Here is a 17,218-nt window from a genome sequence, read left to right as displayed (position 1 = left end):
TCGATTCTCTTTAGTATGGACATTTCTCGGGCGGAGGCCCCACGGGTTGCGGTGTTTCGCAAGGAACATTTCAACGCGGCTCATCGTCTGCACAACCCCAACTGGTCAGACGAGAAAAATACCCGCGTGTATGGCAAGTGCAACAATCCTAACTATCACGGGCACAATTACAACTTAATTGTGCAGGTAACTGGCCCCATTGATCCTGAGACCGGGTATGTTATCGATATGAAGGAGCTCAGCGACATCATTAATGAACACGTCATCGACCGCTTCGATCACAAAAACTTAAACCTGGATACCGAGGAGTTCGCTGACCTGAACCCATCGGCCGAAAACATTGCCATTGTTATTTACACAATTTTACGCAACCAGCTAAGCGAGGGCTTAGATCTTAAAATCAGATTATATGAAACTGAACGGAACTTCGTCGAATATCCTGCCTAACGGTGCCTCGCTCAACGGTAATCACAAAAATGGCTATGCCCTAAATGGTCATCAGGCCGGAGTGACGGACCATGAGGAGTTGGTCGACGAAATTGGCGACGCCCACGGTGCCGCTTCCATTGATACACCCATGCGTCCTGATGCCTTCGATCTTGACGACGATACTAAAATCGATTTGATTGAAGAGCATTTCCGGGAGATCATGGGTATTCTCGGCCTTGACCTGACTGATGATAGTCTGAAAGGATCGCCCCGACGCGTGGCCAAGATGTACGTGAAGGAAATCTTCCGCGGCTTGAATCCCGCCAATAAGCCGACGCCAACGTTGTTCGATAATAAGTTTCGGTACAACGAGATGCTGGTCGAGAAAGATATTACAGTGCAGACCTACTGCGAACACCACTTTGTTCCTATCATCGGCAAAGCGCACGTAGCTTACATCTCCAGCGGGAAAGTGATCGGTTTGTCGAAGCTCAACCGGATTGTTGAATACTTCAGCAAGCGGCCACAAGTGCAGGAGCGCCTGACGGTTCAGATTGCCGACGAGCTTAAGAAAGTGCTTGAAACGGAGGACGTTGCCGTTATCATCGACGCGAAACACCTTTGTGTGTCAACCCGTGGTGTTCACGACGTAAATAGTTCGACCATTACGGCCGCCTACGGGGGTAAATTTGAAGACGAAGCCACCCGGCAGGAGTTGCTTCGCTACATTGCACAATCGAATGTAACCATTTAAACAGTGGTCAGTTAACAATAAACAGCCAACAGTTAGCCCTCACAAACTGTTGGCTGTTTATTGTTAACTGACCACTGTGTTTCATGCAAGGTAAAAATATTCTTATTGTTGGAGCGAGTTCGGGAATTGGCCACGCCTTGGCCGAACAGCTCCAGGCTCAGGGCGCTACGCTCTTCACGGCCGGTCGTAATCAACCCGACGGCATTCCGTCTACACACATGACGTGGGACGTCTCGCAAACGTCGGCCACTGATGCCCTCAATCAATTGCCTGATACGCTGCATGGGATAGTGTATTGCCCCGGCACCATCAATCTCAAGCCTTTTCAGCGGCTCACGATCGATGATTATCGCACGGACTTAGAGATTAATGTACTCGGGGCTGTCGCCACGATTCATGCGGCTTACGCGGCCATCAAAAAATCGAAGGGTGGTAGTATTGTACTCTTTAGTACAGTAGCGGCTAAAGTTGGCATGGGTCTACACTCGTCGGTTTCGGTGGCAAAATCGGCGGTAGAAGGCCTGGCTAAGTCGCTTGCGGCCGAGTTTGCGCCGTATAATATTCGGGTTAACGCAGTTGCGCCTTCATTGACCGATACGCCCTTAGCGCAGTTTCTGCTCGCCGATGAGGCTAAACGAGAAGCGGGCAACAAACGTCACCCGCTCAATCGGTACGGCACTCCACAAGATATTGCCAGCATGGCCGCCTACCTACTTTCCGACCAGGCCAGCTGGATCACCGGCCAGGTGATCGGCGTGGATGGCGGCATGGGTACGCTAAAGTAATATCTCTGTAACGTGGACGGGAATCCGCGTAAACTGAAGGTAAGTTAAGTAGAGCAGCTTAGCTCTGTTTGCCTTCGGCTTACGCGGGCTCCCGTCCACGTTATTTTTTACTTCGTCATCTTTCCATCCACATTTCGCCAGATACCGAGTGGATTAGCGTTTTGCAGGGCTAGAGGCAGCAGCGCATCCGGAAAACTCTGGTACGTAACCGGACGAACGAACCGCAGAATAGCCCCGGTGCCCACCGAAGTAGTGCGGCTGTCGGTCGTAGCGGGGAATGGCCCTCCATGCGTCATGGCTTCGCAGACTTCTACCCCCGTGGGATACCCGCCAAAAAGTACCCGCCCGGCTTTGGTTTGCAACAGCTCTATCCAGTCAACCGATGATTGATGAAGTTCGTCGGGAGTGGCAAACAGCGTGGCGGTAAGCTGACCTTCCAGTGACTGAACACAGTCGGCTAGTTCGGCTTCGGTTTGACAAACGACGACCAGCGAGCTAGGCCCGAAAATTTCATGACTTAAATCAGGATTACTCAAAAACAACGGAGCCGTAGTGGTCAATACGGTGGCGCGGCCTTCGGTACGGTCGTGGCTGGCTTCTGTCTCTCCTTCGGCCAGCACATGAATACCCGGTAATACCCGAATCTGTTGCACCCCTTTGTAATACGACTGACAAATGCCCGCGTTGAGCATCGTTGCCGGAGCCGATGCTCTAATCTTTACGGCGACGGTTTCCAGGAAACTATCGGTTTGTGGCGAATCGAGGAGAAAGACTAGTCCCGGATTGGTACAGAACTGACCGACGCCCAGAACCACCGACGCGGCCAGACCTTCGGCTACTTTCACCGCGTTTTCCTGAATCGCACCGGGCATAATCACCACCGGGTTTACCGCGCTCATTTCGGCGTATACGGGGATGGGTTCGGGCCGCTCCTGGGCGACACGTAGCAAAGCCAGTCCGCCCCGTCGTGAACCGGTGAAACCGACTGCTCTCACGGCTGGGTGCGCTACCAAACCTTGAGCTACGTCGTTATCGGCGTGCAGGAGTGAAAAAACACCATCGGGCATTCCGGTTTTTTGAGCCGCTTCCACAATCGCTTGTCCAACGAGCGACGAGGTGCCGGGATGCGAGGGGTGGGCCTTGAAAATAACCGGGCAACCAGCCGCCAGGGCCGAGGCCGTATCGCCACCCGCTACCGAAAATGCCAGGGGGAAATTGCTAGCGCCAAAAACCACAACTGGGCCCAGCGGCACCAGCATTCGGCGCAGATCGGGTCGGGGGAGGGGCTGGCGATCAGGCAGGGCCGGGTTAATGCGGGCATCGACCCAGGAGCCTTCGCGCAGAAGCGTAGCAAACATGCGTAGCTGTCCCATTGTCCGGCCGCGTTCGCCCGAGATTCGACCCGTTGGTAAGCCACTTTCCAACACCGCCCGTTCGATCAGATCGTCGCCGAGGGCTTCAATTTCAGCAGCAATGGCGTCCAGAAAATCCGCTCGTTGCGCTGGGTGCAGTTTGGCATAAGCGGAGAAGGCAGCAGCCGCTTTGTCAACGGCCTGATTGGCTTGTTCAGCGGAGACATTGGCAAATTCGTCGGTAAGGGCTTCGTTGCGAGCGGGCGCAAAACTTTGAAAGGAGTCACCTTGGCCCGTAACGGCTTCATAGCCAATAAAATTCATATTGAGCTGAGGTTGAGTAGCTTGCATGTACTTACAATTTACAGGTTGTTTTTTGACCAATATTAAACACGGAGGCACAAAGAATACAAAGAAAATAACGAATCTCTGTGCTCTTTGTGCCTTCGCTTGGGCGGACTGATCTGTGTGAAATAGACTATCTAAACCATCGTTCCGACACGCTCCAGTAACGCTTTTGTTTTTCGAATGCCTTCGTATTCATCAAGTTTGTTGCCTTCATATTCAATTCCGGCAATGCCTTTGAAACCGCTGTCTTTGACCACCTTCATAACGCGGCTGTAGTCGGTTTCGATGCAATTGCCGTTCTCGTCAAAATCATACGTTTTAGCGGAAACTCCTTTGGCAAATGGCATGAGTTCCTGGGTACCCTGATAACGGTCGTATTGCTCTTCGCAGCCGTTAGCCCCGCGTTTGATGCAAAAATTACCGAAATCAGGCAACGTACCTACGTTTTTCATGTTCACTTGTTTCATCACGCCCGATAGCCATTGCCCGTTCGACGAATAGCCGCCGTGATTTTCAACAATGACGTTGATATTCATGGTTTTGGCAAACTCACCCAGCTTTCCCAGTCCTTCAACAGCCGCTTTAGAGACCTCCTCGGCTGTTCCCTTGCCAGCCGCATTAACCCGAATGGTTTTACACCCCAGAAACTTGGCGCATTCGACCCAGCGGTGGTGATTTTCTACGGCTTTGGTCTGCTCGTCTTTGTCGGTTGCGCCCAGATTACCTTCGCCGTCAATCATAATCAGGTGATTGGTGATACCATTGTCTTTGCAACGGGCCAGCAGGTCGTTCAGGTAGGTTTTGTCCTGTGCTTTGTCTTTAAAAAACTGATTGACGTACTCGACAATGCTGATGTCAAACTCTTTACGGGCAATGGCCGGAAAATCCAGGTTCGTAATTTTCTTACTGAACAAAGCTTTGTGCAGTGACCACTCGGCCAGTGAAATGTCGAAGAACATCTTCTTTTTTGATACTTCGGCAAAGGCAGCGGGGAATACAGCCATACCAGCAGCGGCTCCAGCGGCTTGCTTAATGAACATACGACGGTTAGAGGGCATATCGCAAGAATTGTTAGCGAGTGAAATTTCTGGAATAAAAGACTGCTTTTTCTTACAAAAACCAAAACAGGAGCGAATTACTCATTTACTCCTATTAATCTTTTAAGCAGTTTGTCATTAACAGTCTTGTAGTGTGATGAAGTGATCATTAATCATTACTGGCAGCGTAGACGCTATTAATCAACAAATGACAGAATATAACGGCCAATGACTCTTGCTTAAACCGGTGAGTAGCTTGCTTTCTTTGTATTTTGGCCCATCGATACGTTATTAACCCACATGCTGACAACTGATTTACCTTACATGATTTCAATTGATACCATCCGCGATGCGCACGATCGCATTCGGCCGCATATTCACCGCACAGCTGTTCTGACCAATCAGACAATTAACGACCGTGCCGGAGCCGAACTGTTCTTTAAATGCGAAAACTTTCAGAAGATTGGCGCCTTCAAGGCACGGGGTGGGTTAAACGCCGTTTTGCAGGTTGCTCAGAACAAGGAAGGCACCGCCCTAACTACCCATTCGTCGGGCAATCACGCACAGGCAGTGGCTTTTGCGGCCCGTCAGGTTGGGCTACCGGCCTATATTGTTATGCCACGCACGGCACCACAGGTCAAAAAGGAAGCGGTGTTGGGCTATGGCGCTGAGGTGATCGAGTGCGAACCAACCCTCGACGCGCGGGAGGCCGGTGTTCGTGAGGTTATTCAACGTACCGGTGCTGTGCTGGTACACCCGTTTGACGATGACCGGGTCATTGCTGGTCAGGCTACGGCGGCTAAGGAGTTGATCGAAGATTATGGACAGGAGCAACCGTTTGACGTGATGGTAGCCCCAGTAGGTGGGGGAGGACTGTTGAGCGGTACGGCGCTGACTACCCATTATTTATCGCCCACCACCCGCGTTGTTGCTGGTGAACCTGAAGGAGCGGCCGATGCCGTATTATCGTTTCGCAGTGGTCAGGTGGAGAAAGCGCCCTACATCAAGACCATTGCCGATGGGTTAATGACGACCCTGAGCGAACGAACATTAAGCATCATCCGAGCCCACGTTTCTGACATTCTGACGGTATCGGACGACGAAATCATTGCCGCCATGCGCCTGGTATGGGAACGGATGAAGATCATCATTGAACCGTCGTGCGCCGTGCCGTTAGCTGCCGTATTGAAACACCCAGACCAGTTTGCCGGACAAAAAGTGGGGATCATTCTGACCGGCGGTAACGTAGACCTGGGTAAATTGCCTTTTTGAGCCTTACTGAATTTGTTTAGTGCTAACCTATGCCAGAAATTCATTCTATTACCCCTGAGCAGACCTATGCGCTTCGCCACGCTGTGCTTTGGCCAGATAAGCCGCTGGACTACGTTAAGGTAGAAATCGACGCGGAAGGGCATCACTATGGAGCGTTTCAAGCTGGTGAATTAGTAGCCGTTATTTCGCTATTTGTGGATGGGCCGAGCGCTCGGTTTCGAAAGTTTGCTACGCACCCCGGTTACCAGCGGCAAGGCATAGGAACGTTGTTGTTGAATCACGTTATCGCCGAAGCCCGACGTATGGGAGCCACTACGCTCTGGTGCGACGCCCGACTCGACGCGGCCGATTTTTACCGGCGGTTCGGGATGAAGTCCGTCAGTGACACATTTTACAAAGGGGTAATACCGTATGCCAAGTTTTCGCTTAACTTGTAGCGGCTTCGCTAAAGGCTGGTTTTTAGCGAAGCCGCTGGTCTATTTTTATAAACTAAATCCTAAAATGTATGAAGTCTTTTTTGAGCTTATTACTAGTACTAAGCCTGAGCGCTTTGTCTTATACCGCGAGCGCTCAAACGACCAGTGCTACAACTGATTCAACCAAGTTGAAAGCGTATACCGGGTCGTACACATTCGCTAGTGGCAGCCCAATTCAGAAATACACGGTTACCACGGAAAAAGGGGAGCTGTATGGTGAAGCCGATACCTATGGTAAGAACAAACTGGTTAAGCAAGCCAAGGATGATACGTATCAGTCGACCAGCTCTTATGGGGCCATGATTACGTTTGTACGCGATGCGGCCACGAAAGCGGTGACTAGTATCAATCTGTCCGCTCAGGGAAATGAATTGACGGCTAAGAAAGATAATTAAGGGGAACCAGACCAGCCGTAAGCATTAGCCGGTTTTACCGTAAAGATAAGGCCCGAAAAGGACATGCTTTTCGGGCCTTATCTTTAAAACTGATAAAGTGCTCTGGCGCGTAACCCCATACTCACGGTCTGATGCCACCCCGGATCTATCTGGAGCGGAATGTTAGCAATGGGACCTGCCTGCGCCACCCAATGGCCACGATGCCATTCGATGTTGGTGCCTAAGGCAAAGGTATTGATGCGGTCTACGGCTCCCTTGAGCTTAAAATTAGCGGCATTAAATCCAAGCAACGGTTCCTTGTAGTAGAACGTTACGTTTTCCGTACTGCTTAGATCAATGTAGGTGCCGACTGTAGGCTGCAATGCCAGCGTTTTAGTAAGCGGAATACGATAGCCAAGGGTAATGGGTATCTGGAGCCGAATCGTACGAGTGTCAATGTTCAAAATATCCCGTCGTGGATCAATACCACGGGCAATTTCGCGTCGGAAATCGCGATGGGTGCGTTTATTGAACTCGATATCCGTCAGGAAATTGCCGGTGAAATACGTTGTTCGGTTCAGCCCAACGCCTAAGGCCCAATGCTGCCCAAGAAGTACTTCAGCCACACCGCCCACACTCCGCATGTTCAGACTAAGGTCTGTACTGGCCCCAACTCTTAGCTTTACGGCTAATTGCTTAACAGGCTGACTCATGGTTGGTTGTACACTTGTTGGCAGCGAAGGCCTCGCTGACCGCATCCGCTTAGATCGTTGAACGAGTTTGGAACTCCAGTCAGTAGTTTCGAGACTTAGCGGCCGGCTCGTCACCAACTCATAATTGGCTGCTGGTTTACTTTCCTCAGCTGTGGCTCCAGGAGTAACTGACGTGTTGATTGCTAGGTCGGTTGGGGCATTGTCGGCGCTGCCAGGAGAGGTTCCATTAGCACGAGATAGATCGGTACGCTGGTTTTGTCCACGGTCTTGAGTGCTCCGTTCCCGGCGCTGGTTATTCGTCTTAGTCGTTACAACCGATTCATTATAGGTAGTCCCGTTGGACTGAGTTTGAGTAAACGTTTTATCATTCAGTTCAGCTGGTGAATTGGTAGATGGTAATTGAGATGTAGTCGCAGAAGAAGTACGATCTGTGGCAGCATACCGTTCGGGCGATGCGTCAGAGCGTTGAATAGCACGGTTTTCTTTAGGCATAGGTGATGGCTGAGCAGGAACCGTGATGTAACGCGTTACGTATACGGTATCCGGGCGAACCGAAGCTTTTTCTGATGAACTGTGCCGTAGATTGCTATTCTCTTGAGGAAGAGCGGTGCCCGAATCGGCAACCTGCGAGTCGCCCGAGGCCGACGTATCGCCGTTTACGGGCGTAGATTTGGGTCGGCCCACCTGCTGGTGGCTGTACTGCCGGACTGTTTTGCGAAGCTGGTTTATCTCTTGCCGTTGCCAGATGCTGTAGGCCATGAGCACAACCGTACTCACACTGGCTGCGGCCATCATCCAGGGCCGACTGGTCCGGGCTACGCTGGTAAAGGGCTGACTGGCCCCCGGTGCATTCGGTTGGGGTAAGTTGGCCTGCTGAAGCGTAGCTTGCATACGCGTCCAGTCATTGTCGGTAAATTCCGGCCGAATACTTTCCAGTTTTCGCCGGATAATATCGGTAAATCGGTCAGTTTTCATGATAACGTATTGGAGCTTCGGGGCTAGTCTTAGCGTGGAAAGGATAAGCTTGTTTGATGAGTTGCTGCAACTTGGCGCGGGCACGAGCGTAGTTGGAGCGGACCGTCGCTTCGTTGTGGCTGAGCAAACCGGCTATCTCGTGAAGGCTATAGCCATCCACAACGTGCATCATAAACACAGTTCGATAGGTTGGACTCAGCTGCTGCACCAGCGCCAGAATTTCTTCGGCGGCAATCTGATCGACTATATCATCATTGAAGGCGACCTGTTCGCCCACTTCCAGCGATGTGTGCTGCTCTAAGCGTTGATTTTTACGGTAGTGACTTATGGCCGTGTTTACCAGAATTGTCCGTAACCAGGCTTTAAACGGTAGCGTTTCGTCGTAACTATCCAGATGCTGAAAAGCTTTTAGAAATCCTTCGTTTAATACGTCTTCAGCCTCTTCCGTGCTGGACGTGTAGCGTAGGCAGATGCTTTTGGCGTAACCGAAGAACTGTTTGAATAGCGTACGCTGGGCCCGTGGGTCATTAGCACGACAGGCCCGGATGACACTGAGCAAGTCATTGTCGGCGAACGAAGACGATTTTCTGAAAAACAAGGCTCGGTCGGATTAATGTGAACACCCGTGGTCACTGTGAGTAAGTACGCTTATCCTGCGAACAACGTTGCAGTCTTTGATTTAGTTAATTAATTTTTTTTAATCCTGCCACGTTTAGAAGAACGGTTACGTAAAGACGAGAAAGCAAGTTACTCATTAACTTTTCGCGGTCAAATGAATGTTTTGGTAATTGGCGACGAGCACACATGCAGATGTGGGCTACCAGCCGGTCAGCTTAGTTACATTGGGCATTTTATTCGTCAGATCAGCCGTACGGAACGCTCGGTATCTGTGGAAGCCTACGCGCATCTGACACTGCCTACGGTTTCCGCTGTGCTGAAACGGCTGCCGCTGAACCGCTATGATCTGATCATTCTGCAACTGGACTACACGTCCGTACAGACAGCGTCATCGGCAGGTAAACAGACGCTTAGGTATGGTGGAGTGCTTATGTTGCCTCACCTTTACCAACCACTTAGGCCGAAAAACCAGAATGCTTCTGAGCGCAAAACTCGGTTGGCTACTTTACGGGAAGCCATTCGAAAATTTGGAGTCGTTAGCCTGATTCGGCCACGTCGGATAGCTACGGCAATTGACGCCCTGCTGGAACAACTGCGACCCTACCGGCATAATGTCATGTTGCTAACGCCCTTCCCGCACCGGGAGCCGGTCGAGAACTGGTTACGAAAGCGAAGCCGCGATTTACTCATGCATAAGGCGGATAACCAACTGATAAGTGTGTTCGATGTGAACTCGGTGGTTGCGTCTCGGGAGGAATATTTTCTGACAAACAGTGACGAACACCTCAACGCTGTTAGCCACGAACTGATCGGACGGGCTTTATTCGACTTTTATCAGTCAGCCCCGACAATTGTCACCATTCAAACCATCCGGCGTGAGTAAGATGGCCTCGGCAATTAATTGAAAACCAAGAGGGCACTATTGTTGGCAGCCAATGACCTGTAAACGCTACGTCTTTACTCAAAGACTATCTCAGTTGTACGGCTCAAATAAAGACTATTCTCATATGCCAACATGATTACTAATTTATAATTCATCTTTTACGTCACCTATTCTAATCAAACAAACCATGAAAAAGAATGCGATTGTGTGCCTGCTTGCCCTGTTTAGCCTAACGCTGTGGAGCTGTAATCAGAATGGAGCCGTCTCTCCAACCGACGACGCTGCTACGAACACGGCTCGGCTAGCCTCCGATACGACTGGTTTCTTCTGTCGCGATAGTATAACTAAAGTTGCGGTGGCCGATCTTCCGGCCACTATTACGTCTTATATTACTACCAACTATGCGGGTGCAACCATAAACTATGCCGCTAAAGACGATGCCGGTAACTTCGTGGTAGCCATCACTCAAAACGATCAGCGGAAAGCACTCTTGTTTAATACGGACGGCACCTTCAATCAAGAGTTAGCGGTGCGTGGCAGAGGAGGTAAGGGACCTGGGCGAGGGCCTGGTCGGGGTTCACGAAACGATAGCCTAACGAAAATTACGGTTGCCGATTTGCCCGCAGCCATCACAAGCTATGTGACAACCAATTTTTCTAGTGCCACCATTACGCTGGCGGCAAAGGATGAAAATCGGGGTTATTTTGTGATGATTACTATAAATGGTGAGCGTCGGACGTTGTTGTTTAACCTCGACGGTACGTTTAATGAGGAAATTGTTCGTCGTGTAAAGGAAAACTACACGGCCGTAGCCGTAACGAGTTTACCGGCGGCCATCACTAGCTACGTAACGGCAAACTACGCCGGATCTACCATCGTTCAGGCGGGTAAGAGTTCAACGGGCCAGTTCCTGGTGTGGGTACAGCAGGCGAATGCTCGTCCGGTAGCCCTGGTTTTTGCGGCTGACGGTACGTTCGTGCAGGCGCTTAAGCACCGGCGCTAACGAAAGGCTAGCCCAAAGTAAGTTGCAAGCTAACAGCCCACGACGGTTGATCCGTGTGGGCTGTTTTTGTGTGAAAAAAGCCAGGGTTGGCTAGCGCTTATCAGACACGGTTCAATAAAATACCTCGGTCTTGTTGGCTTCTAACTGCTCAATAAGCTGAGCATAAGGCCCTTTTTTGGCATCGTCACGCGAGAGCGGATTTGAGCGTAAATACAGCTTTTTCAGGTGCGTTGATCCGCCAAATTCTTTGGGTATGTCTTGCAGGTTATTGTTACTCAAGTCGAGCTCTTCCAAGGAGGGCAACGTTGCCAGAACGGCCGGCGCTACGGTAAACTCGTTATAGCTCAGATCGAATACCCGTAAATTGGGTACCCTGAAGCTTGTTGGCAATTGGCCGATGCGGTTATGGTGCACGAAAGCTACCTGCAGCCGACGTAGTTTGGTGATCGACATAGGTAATTCTTTCAACTGATTATGAGCCAGGGCGAGCTGTTCTAGGCGCTTCATTCGTCGCATCGATCGGGGTAAGGTTGTCAGCTTATTGTAGTACAGGTCAAGCACGACCAACCGGTGCATCCGGCCAAAGTTTTTAGGTAACTCAGTCAAACCCGTGTTGTATAGATTCAGGTCGTTGAGTTTATGCAACCGCCGAAGCGTTTTCGCATGAATAGTCTTCAGGTCGTTGTTACCCAGCCATAAACTCTCTAAGCGACGGTTCTCAGCGATTGAAGGAGGGATACCCGTAAGCGAATTTTTCTGAATGTTAATCGACTTCACATGTGTGTTGCGGGAAAACGCTACACTATCATCACGAAGGCGGTTCGACATCAGATTGAGCTTTTCTAAGCGGGGTAAGGCCGTGAGCCGGGCGGGTAAAGACGTCAGATAATTGTTGCCTAAATCAATTTCATTGGCATTCGTGAAGCGGTAGATAACCTCGGGTAGCTGTTCGAGCCCCAAATTATTAAACATCACTCTCTTGACGGTATCTGGCCGGGTGGTACGAGCTGCGGTAGCTAAGTCGCCAATGATGCCAGGGCCTTTGGGCGTTTTTCGCGAAGAGCTTTTTGAGATAAAGAAAGAACCTGCCAGACGAAAGGTAGACCAGACGAGCGAAGACGAAACCGGTAGAGGACGATCACTTAAGTATTCAGATAGTAGGAATAAGAACTGCTTTTCTATTTTGGGGGATGGGCGGATGTCGTTCATTGTGTACTGATACAGGAGAAGATCAGCCCGGCCGTTCGGCTGAAAATATCCTTCGGTGTACAGGATAATCGACGTATCGGGTCGAAAGCCTTTTTTCTTCAGGAAGCGGTTAAAATCGGACCAATAGTCGGCCGCTAGCTTTTGAAACGCCAGATCGCGGCTAGTGGCCTGTTCTTTAGGCGAAACCGCAGCCGGGTATCGACTACGTAAGGTTTTGTAGTCGATCGAGTCTTTCATAGCCATCACCTTCACCTGTGCCAAACTAGTTAGTGTTGGCAGCATGAGTAATACAAACAGAATGAGCTTTTTCATAGTATAACGTAGGGTTTAGGTGTATGACTATTTTTATAGTTAAATTCCATAAAAAAAACCGGAATTTAGCAGATCTAAGGATTAATCTGATTTTGTTACCTCACCAGGCACTTTTACAAAATCTGCTCAATCCTTAAATCCGCTCAATCCCGGTCCCGGTTTAGACTCAGTCTTTCTTGCCGCTACCTACTGATGAGGTAGGTTGCTTTTCGGCCAGTTTCTTGGCTGCTTTGGCAAAGTCGCCCGCTTTAATGATCGAAATCTTAGCGGGGTCAATGTGCTTCTTCATGGCTGCGTTCACCTGCTCGGGTGTCAGTGACTCCATTTTCTTCTCGAAATCAGCGTCCCAGTTCATGGTGCGATTGAGATACAGATAGTTGTTAAGCGTACCGGCCAGCGAGGGGTCCTGCGCCCGCGACACTACCCGCGACTGCAACAGACCCGAACGGGCTGCGTTGATCTCTTCGGCGGTGAAGCCTTCCTTTGCTGCTTTCTCCAACTCCTCCCGGAAGGCTTTTTCCAGACGTTCAGCATTTTCGGGATTGTAAATGGCATACGTCATGAACATGCCCGTTTTGTCTAATGGGTTGGCCGAAAGTTGCGAACCTACACCATAGCTAATGCCTTCTTTCTGACGAATTCTGACGGCCAATCGCGAATTCAGGAAGCCGCCACCGAGGATGTAGTTACCCAACACCAGGGCTGGATAATCCGGGTCATCATCACGTAGTGGTAAGTTAACGCCCGCCAGCATGAGCGCGTTAGCCTTGTCGGGCGTTTCGATACTCTGCGGAGTAGGCTTAATGTCGTTGTATACCGACACGATACGGCTGAATGGCTTCTTCGCTTTCCATGTACCCAGTTCGCTGTTGACTACTTTTTTAACAGAAGCTTCATCGAAGTCGCCAACGATTGACATGGTAGCATTCTGAGCCCCGTAGAAGTCTTTGTGAAACTGCTTCAGATCGTCAAGCTTGGTCGCATTGATGGCGGCTACCTCCTCATCGGGTGTCATTACGTAGCGCACGTCTTCTTTGGGGTAAGGGTTCATCGTCCGTTGGAAGGCCGTGCTGGCGAGTGCCTGTGGCTCCGACCGTTGCGACTCGATCTGAGCCAGTTGCTCCTGCTTCAGTTTTTCGAACTCATTGGCGTTGAAAACGGGATTTTTGAGCATGTCGCTCACCAGCTTAACCACAGCAGGCAGGTTTTCTTTGGTCGTCTTGATCGTGGCGTTCACCTGATTACCTCCGCCATACACGTTAACCTGGGCTTTCAGCTTATCGAGCTCATCCTTAATCTGCTGGCGGCTCCGGGTCGTCGTGCCTTTGTCGAGCATGGAGGCCGTCAGCTGCGAGATCATCGCTTTGTTCATCAGGCTTTTCTGATCACCATAACGTAGCGTCAGGCGGGCATTAACTTCATTGCCACGGGTCGACTTAGGCAGCAGCGCCAGTTCGATGGTATTTGGCTGCTCCGAACGGCGAGTCCGGCCGTCGATGTTAGCGGGCGATGGATCAAACGCTTCCCCTTGTGCTACCAGTGCCCGGCCTTTGTAATCTTTCACCATAGCCGTAATATCGGGAGCCTGCGGAACGTCGACCCGGTCAGGAGCTTGTTCGGGCAGGAACATACCTACGGTACGGTTAGAAGGCTTAAAGTAGAAGCTGGCTACGCGTTGTACGTCGGCAGACGATACTTTTTCGAGGGCATCGCGGTACAGGAAGCCCAGCCGCCAGTCGCCGGTGGCAATGTATTCGCTCATGGCCAGGCCCACGCGTTCGGCGTTTTTAAAACTCAACTCAACGTCTTTCAATAGCTTAGCCTTAGCGCGCTCAATCTCTTCTTTGGTAGGCGCTTTGATCGCTACCGAATCCAGGGTAGACAACAAAGCCGCTTTTGCCTCGTCTATTGACTTTTCTTTCAGCAGTTCAGCCGCAAAGTAAACGTAGCCCGGATCTTTGGTGGTAAACGAATAGCCGTACTGCTGCGACGCTTTCTTGGTCTCAACAAGGGCTTTGTACAGCCGACCGCTTGGTTCGTTGGTGAGCAACTCGATCACTACGTCCATTACCGGATAGTCAGGGTGAGAGCCCGGCATAATGTGATACAGAGCCGACACAACTTTCGTGTCGCCAACGCGCCGGAGGGTTACCATACGCTCGCCATCCTGGGTGGGTTCCTGGCTGTAGGTGGGCTGCAATACACGAGCGGGACGAGGAATCACACCGAAATAGTCATTGACCAGTTGCAGGGTCTTACCTTCATCAATTTTACCCGCCACGACCAGTACGGCGTTATCGGGCTGATAGAATTTCTTGTAAAACGCCTGGAGGTTCTCGATCGGTACTTTCTCAATGTCAGTGCGGTTACCAATGGTCGAGTTGCCGTAGTTATGCCACAGGTAAGCCGATGACACCACTCGTTCGTTCAACACGTTTTGAGGGGAGTTTTCACCCATCTCGAACTCGTTCCGTACAACGGAGAACTCCGTTGCAAGGTCTTCTTTCTTAATGAATGAGTTCACCATACGGTCCGACTCCAGATCAAGCGCCCATTTCAGGTTTTCGTCGGTTGCGGCAAACGTTTCAAAGTAGTTCGTGCGGTCGAGCCAGGTTGTGCCGTTCGGCCGGGCTCCGTGCGATGTCAGTTCCTGCGGAATGTTGGTGTGCTTCGTCGACCCCTTGAAAACCATGTGCTCCAGCAGGTGAGCCATACCGGTTTCACCTAAACCTTCGTGCCGTGAACCAACCAGATACGTAATGTTGACGGTGATTGTTGGTTTTGACGGATCGGGGAAGAGCAACACCTTCAAGCCGTTCTTCAGGTTGTATTCCGTAATGCCTTCCACCGAGGCCCCTTTGGTAACACCTTCGGGCAAGGCAACCACGGCCGGTTTGTCCTGAGCAGAGAGGAAGGCAAAGCTTCCGGCCACCAGCGAAGCGGTTAAGACACCTCTTCGGGCCCAACCAGACGGTATACGTCCGGTTAGGGTAAGTTTGTTGAGCGTAGTCATACGCATAAAGAAGATTGGGTAGTTATGGAAAAAATAGGCGTATATTTAATCAGAAAGGGCTAAACTACCAACGATTTTTATAGGTAATTAACAAAAAACCGGATAAACGGTAAGCACAAAAAAAAGCCGGAGCATGCGCCCCGGCTTTATTATTATGTTCAGACAACTTACAGATCAGCGATTGCCTTAGTGATCTCGTCTTTTGTCTTGCCTGTCTTTTGTTGAATTTTTCCGTACATCTCGTCGGCCTGGCCTTCTTCGTAAGCCAGATCGTCGTCGGTCAGATCGCCGTAGGCTTGTTTGATTTTACCTTTTAATTCGTTCCAGCCGCCTTTCAGGGTTGTCTCGTTCATGATTGTAGTGTTTATAACGTTGAATGATAGCTGCAATCACCCTGATTGCATATATATAACTATGCCGTGACGAAATTGTTTTGTAAAATGTCGTCGGCTATACGTCCTGAATCAATCGTGAGGTTGTAGATGATGCCCGTCAACGGAGTTGTGTATCCCAGAAAATAAAGCCCCTGCAACGTTGGGTCCTTAAACCAAAGATGTTTAGGATAGCCGCGTTCATTTAAGATTTTTGCGGACAAATCTTCGCCGAGGATAGACCTAACGCCCGGTCGGTAACCCGTTGCCAGAATGATAGCATCAAACGGCAGTTCCTGGGATGCTCCGCCCGGCCTGGCGAACGTAACAGTTTTAGCGTTGATACGCTCGATGGCCGGGACAACGGTAATGTTGCCTGCTTTGATCTGATCCAGCGTTCCTAAATCAATTACCGGAATTTTACCGCGCCGGGTATCGTAAGAAGCTGGGTGGCTTGGTTTCCCTAATCCATACTTCGTCAAGTCGCCGACGGTTAGCTTCTGCGATAACCCCGTTACCAGATCGTAGAACCAGTTGGGAAATTTATTCAGGAAAATGGCCGTGGGTTGCGCTGGTTTACCAAACACGTCGCGCCGGACGATATTAATGGGCCTACGCACCGAAATAAACGGCCGCGCACCGTGTTCGAGCAGGTCTAAAGCCAGCTCGGCCCCGGTATTACCCATGCCGACCACGAGTACGTTCTCGTCGCGGAAGGGGGCTCCATTGCGGTACTCATGACTGTGCCAGATGATGCCCCGAAAATCACGTTGACCCGGTAGCTCGGGTACGTTGGGAATGCGATTGTAGCCCGTTGCCACAATGACCCGCCCAGCTGTGAACGTATTTGTTTCGGTTTGCACCTGCCAACGTTCGTCCGTAATGTCTGGCGTATCGTTCCGCCGAATGCTGATTACTTTTTGATTGAATAAAGGTTTGATGCCAAAGTGTTCAGCGTAGCGTTCGAGGTAGTCAACCACCTGCAAACGTGATACGTAAGTTGGGTAGTCGGCCGGATATGGCAAATGAGGTAAAGCCGAGTGCTGCTTTACGGTATGCAGGTGGAGTCTGTCGTAATGATTGCGCCAGGCAAACCCAACATACTCGCTTGCTTCCAGCATCGTGAAGGGCAGGTTTCGGTGCGCCAGCTGACCAGCTATGGCCAGTCCGGCTGGTCCGGCACCGATGATTAAAGTTGCAGGGTTTCTCATAGATAGTTATGAAGTTACAGAGTCGTAGAGTTGTAAAGTAGTCCCCGCTATGGAAACAACTTTACAAGTCTACGATTCTATAA

At 50.6% G+C, this 17,218-nt stretch carries 16 protein-coding genes; 8 read left to right on the top strand and 8 right to left on the bottom strand.

Annotated elements, in window-relative coordinates; genetic code table 11:
* The first annotated feature begins 15 nt into the window (after window positions 1-15).
* From ACFSUS_RS21045 to ACFSUS_RS21035, 3 genes are all read left to right on the top strand, one after another.
* A complete protein-coding gene (locus ACFSUS_RS21045; RefSeq protein ID WP_381525722.1) occupies window positions 16-447 on the top strand; it encodes a 6-pyruvoyl trahydropterin synthase family protein in 432 nt (143 codons plus the stop codon).
* Window positions 410-1,183, top strand: a complete 774-nt coding sequence (gene folE, locus ACFSUS_RS21040; protein ID WP_381525721.1) for a GTP cyclohydrolase I FolE — start codon at window positions 410-412, stop codon at window positions 1,181-1,183. Before ACFSUS_RS21045 ends, folE begins: the two co-directional genes overlap by 38 nt.
* Before the next feature lie 83 nt (window positions 1,184-1,266).
* A complete protein-coding gene (locus tag ACFSUS_RS21035) occupies window positions 1,267-1,968 on the top strand; it encodes an SDR family NAD(P)-dependent oxidoreductase (RefSeq protein ID WP_381525720.1) in 702 nt (233 codons plus the stop codon).
* Between the two features lie 107 nt (window positions 1,969-2,075).
* Here ACFSUS_RS21035 and ACFSUS_RS21030 read toward each other — a convergent pair whose 3' ends face one another.
* A complete protein-coding gene (locus ACFSUS_RS21030) occupies window positions 2,076-3,671 on the bottom strand; it encodes an aldehyde dehydrogenase (NADP(+)) (protein ID WP_381525719.1) in 1,596 nt (531 codons plus the stop codon).
* Between the two features lie 131 nt (window positions 3,672-3,802).
* Window positions 3,803-4,726, bottom strand: a complete 924-nt coding sequence (locus ACFSUS_RS21025; protein ID WP_381525718.1) for a sugar phosphate isomerase/epimerase family protein — start codon at window positions 4,724-4,726, stop codon at window positions 3,803-3,805.
* A gap of 303 nt (window positions 4,727-5,029) precedes the next feature.
* On the opposite strand from ACFSUS_RS21025, the gene ACFSUS_RS21020 reads away from it, so the two are divergent.
* The 3 genes from ACFSUS_RS21020 (at window position 5,030) to ACFSUS_RS21010 (ending at window position 6,848) form a co-directional block, all read left to right on the top strand.
* Window positions 5,030-5,977, top strand: coding sequence for a threonine ammonia-lyase (locus tag ACFSUS_RS21020; protein ID WP_381525717.1), 948 nt, complete (start codon window positions 5,030-5,032; stop codon window positions 5,975-5,977).
* Between the two features lie 29 nt (window positions 5,978-6,006).
* Complete coding sequence (locus ACFSUS_RS21015; RefSeq protein ID WP_381525716.1) at window positions 6,007-6,414, top strand: GNAT family N-acetyltransferase; 408 nt, start codon at window positions 6,007-6,009, stop codon at window positions 6,412-6,414.
* A gap of 68 nt (window positions 6,415-6,482) precedes the next feature.
* Complete coding sequence (locus tag ACFSUS_RS21010) at window positions 6,483-6,848, top strand: DUF3471 domain-containing protein (protein ID WP_381525715.1); 366 nt, start codon at window positions 6,483-6,485, stop codon at window positions 6,846-6,848.
* 83 nt (window positions 6,849-6,931) lie between these two features.
* On the opposite strand, the gene ACFSUS_RS21005 is transcribed toward ACFSUS_RS21010, so the two are convergent.
* Window positions 6,932-8,515: a hypothetical protein gene (locus tag ACFSUS_RS21005; protein WP_381525714.1), complete on the bottom strand. Its 1,584-nt coding sequence runs from the start codon at window positions 8,513-8,515 to the stop codon at window positions 6,932-6,934.
* The gene (locus ACFSUS_RS21000; protein WP_381525713.1) at window positions 8,505-9,113 is read right to left on the bottom strand and encodes an RNA polymerase sigma factor; all 609 of its coding nucleotides are present in this window, start codon (window positions 9,111-9,113) and stop codon (window positions 8,505-8,507) included. Before ACFSUS_RS21000 ends, ACFSUS_RS21005 begins: the two co-directional genes overlap by 11 nt.
* Before the next feature lie 174 nt (window positions 9,114-9,287).
* Here ACFSUS_RS21000 and ACFSUS_RS20995 point away from each other — a divergent pair, with 174 nt between their 5' ends.
* Together ACFSUS_RS20995 and ACFSUS_RS20990 are read left to right on the top strand one after the other, a co-directional pair.
* Window positions 9,288-10,016 carry an SGNH/GDSL hydrolase family protein gene (locus ACFSUS_RS20995; RefSeq protein ID WP_381525712.1) on the top strand — a complete coding sequence of 243 codons (729 nt, stop codon included), beginning with the start codon at window positions 9,288-9,290 and terminating at the stop codon, window positions 10,014-10,016.
* 187 nt (window positions 10,017-10,203) lie between these two features.
* The gene (locus tag ACFSUS_RS20990) at window positions 10,204-11,019 is read left to right on the top strand and encodes a PepSY-like domain-containing protein (protein WP_381525711.1); all 816 of its coding nucleotides are present in this window, start codon (window positions 10,204-10,206) and stop codon (window positions 11,017-11,019) included.
* Between the two features lie 111 nt (window positions 11,020-11,130).
* Here the strand turns inward: ACFSUS_RS20990 and ACFSUS_RS20985 are convergent, their stop codons facing one another.
* From ACFSUS_RS20985 to ACFSUS_RS20970, 4 genes are all read right to left on the bottom strand, one after another.
* Window positions 11,131-12,540, bottom strand: coding sequence for a leucine-rich repeat domain-containing protein (locus tag ACFSUS_RS20985; RefSeq protein ID WP_381525710.1), 1,410 nt, complete (start codon window positions 12,538-12,540; stop codon window positions 11,131-11,133).
* A 166-nt stretch (window positions 12,541-12,706) separates the two neighbouring features.
* Window positions 12,707-15,553, bottom strand: a complete 2,847-nt coding sequence (locus ACFSUS_RS20980) for a M16 family metallopeptidase (protein WP_381525709.1) — start codon at window positions 15,551-15,553, stop codon at window positions 12,707-12,709.
* 167 nt (window positions 15,554-15,720) lie between these two features.
* Window positions 15,721-15,906, bottom strand: coding sequence for a CsbD family protein (locus tag ACFSUS_RS20975; protein WP_381525708.1), 186 nt, complete (start codon window positions 15,904-15,906; stop codon window positions 15,721-15,723).
* Window positions 15,907-15,965: 59 nt separating this feature from the next.
* Window positions 15,966-17,135, bottom strand: a complete 1,170-nt coding sequence (locus ACFSUS_RS20970) for a flavin-containing monooxygenase (RefSeq protein ID WP_381525707.1) — start codon at window positions 17,133-17,135, stop codon at window positions 15,966-15,968.
* Between the last annotated feature and the right edge of the window lie 83 nt (window positions 17,136-17,218).

Source organism: Spirosoma soli, assembly GCF_042684525.1.
GTDB classification, from domain to species: domain Bacteria; phylum Bacteroidota; class Bacteroidia; order Cytophagales; family Spirosomataceae; genus Spirosoma; species Spirosoma soli.
This window is presented reverse-complemented; position numbering and strand designations above follow the sequence as displayed.

Bases quoted from the DNA above. Each gene is read 5' to 3' on its own strand.
- ACFSUS_RS21005 (WP_381525714.1), bottom strand. From the start codon at position 8,515: ATGAAAACTGACCGATTTACCGATATTATCCGGCGAAAACTGGAAAGT.
- ACFSUS_RS21030 (WP_381525719.1), bottom strand. From the start codon at position 3,671: ATGCAAGCTACTCAACCTCAGCTCAATATGAATTTTATTGGCTATGAA.
- ACFSUS_RS20975 (WP_381525708.1), bottom strand. From the start codon at position 15,906: ATGAACGAGACAACCCTGAAAGGCGGCTGGAACGAATTAAAAGGTAAA.
- ACFSUS_RS21025 (WP_381525718.1), bottom strand. From the start codon at position 4,726: ATGCCCTCTAACCGTCGTATGTTCATTAAGCAAGCCGCTGGAGCCGCT.
- ACFSUS_RS20970 (WP_381525707.1), bottom strand. From the start codon at position 17,135: ATGAGAAACCCTGCAACTTTAATCATCGGTGCCGGACCAGCCGGACTG.
- ACFSUS_RS21015 (WP_381525716.1), top strand. From the start codon at position 6,007: ATGCCAGAAATTCATTCTATTACCCCTGAGCAGACCTATGCGCTTCGC.
- folE (WP_381525721.1), top strand. From the start codon at position 410: ATGAAACTGAACGGAACTTCGTCGAATATCCTGCCTAACGGTGCCTCG.
- ACFSUS_RS20995 (WP_381525712.1), top strand. From the start codon at position 9,288: ATGAATGTTTTGGTAATTGGCGACGAGCACACATGCAGATGTGGGCTA.
- ACFSUS_RS20990 (WP_381525711.1), top strand. From the start codon at position 10,204: ATGAAAAAGAATGCGATTGTGTGCCTGCTTGCCCTGTTTAGCCTAACG.
- ACFSUS_RS21020 (WP_381525717.1), top strand. From the start codon at position 5,030: ATGATTTCAATTGATACCATCCGCGATGCGCACGATCGCATTCGGCCG.
- ACFSUS_RS20985 (WP_381525710.1), bottom strand. From the start codon at position 12,540: ATGAAAAAGCTCATTCTGTTTGTATTACTCATGCTGCCAACACTAACT.
- ACFSUS_RS21045 (WP_381525722.1), top strand. From the start codon at position 16: ATGGACATTTCTCGGGCGGAGGCCCCACGGGTTGCGGTGTTTCGCAAG.
- ACFSUS_RS21010 (WP_381525715.1), top strand. From the start codon at position 6,483: ATGAAGTCTTTTTTGAGCTTATTACTAGTACTAAGCCTGAGCGCTTTG.
- ACFSUS_RS20980 (WP_381525709.1), bottom strand. From the start codon at position 15,553: ATGACTACGCTCAACAAACTTACCCTAACCGGACGTATACCGTCTGGT.
- ACFSUS_RS21035 (WP_381525720.1), top strand. From the start codon at position 1,267: ATGCAAGGTAAAAATATTCTTATTGTTGGAGCGAGTTCGGGAATTGGC.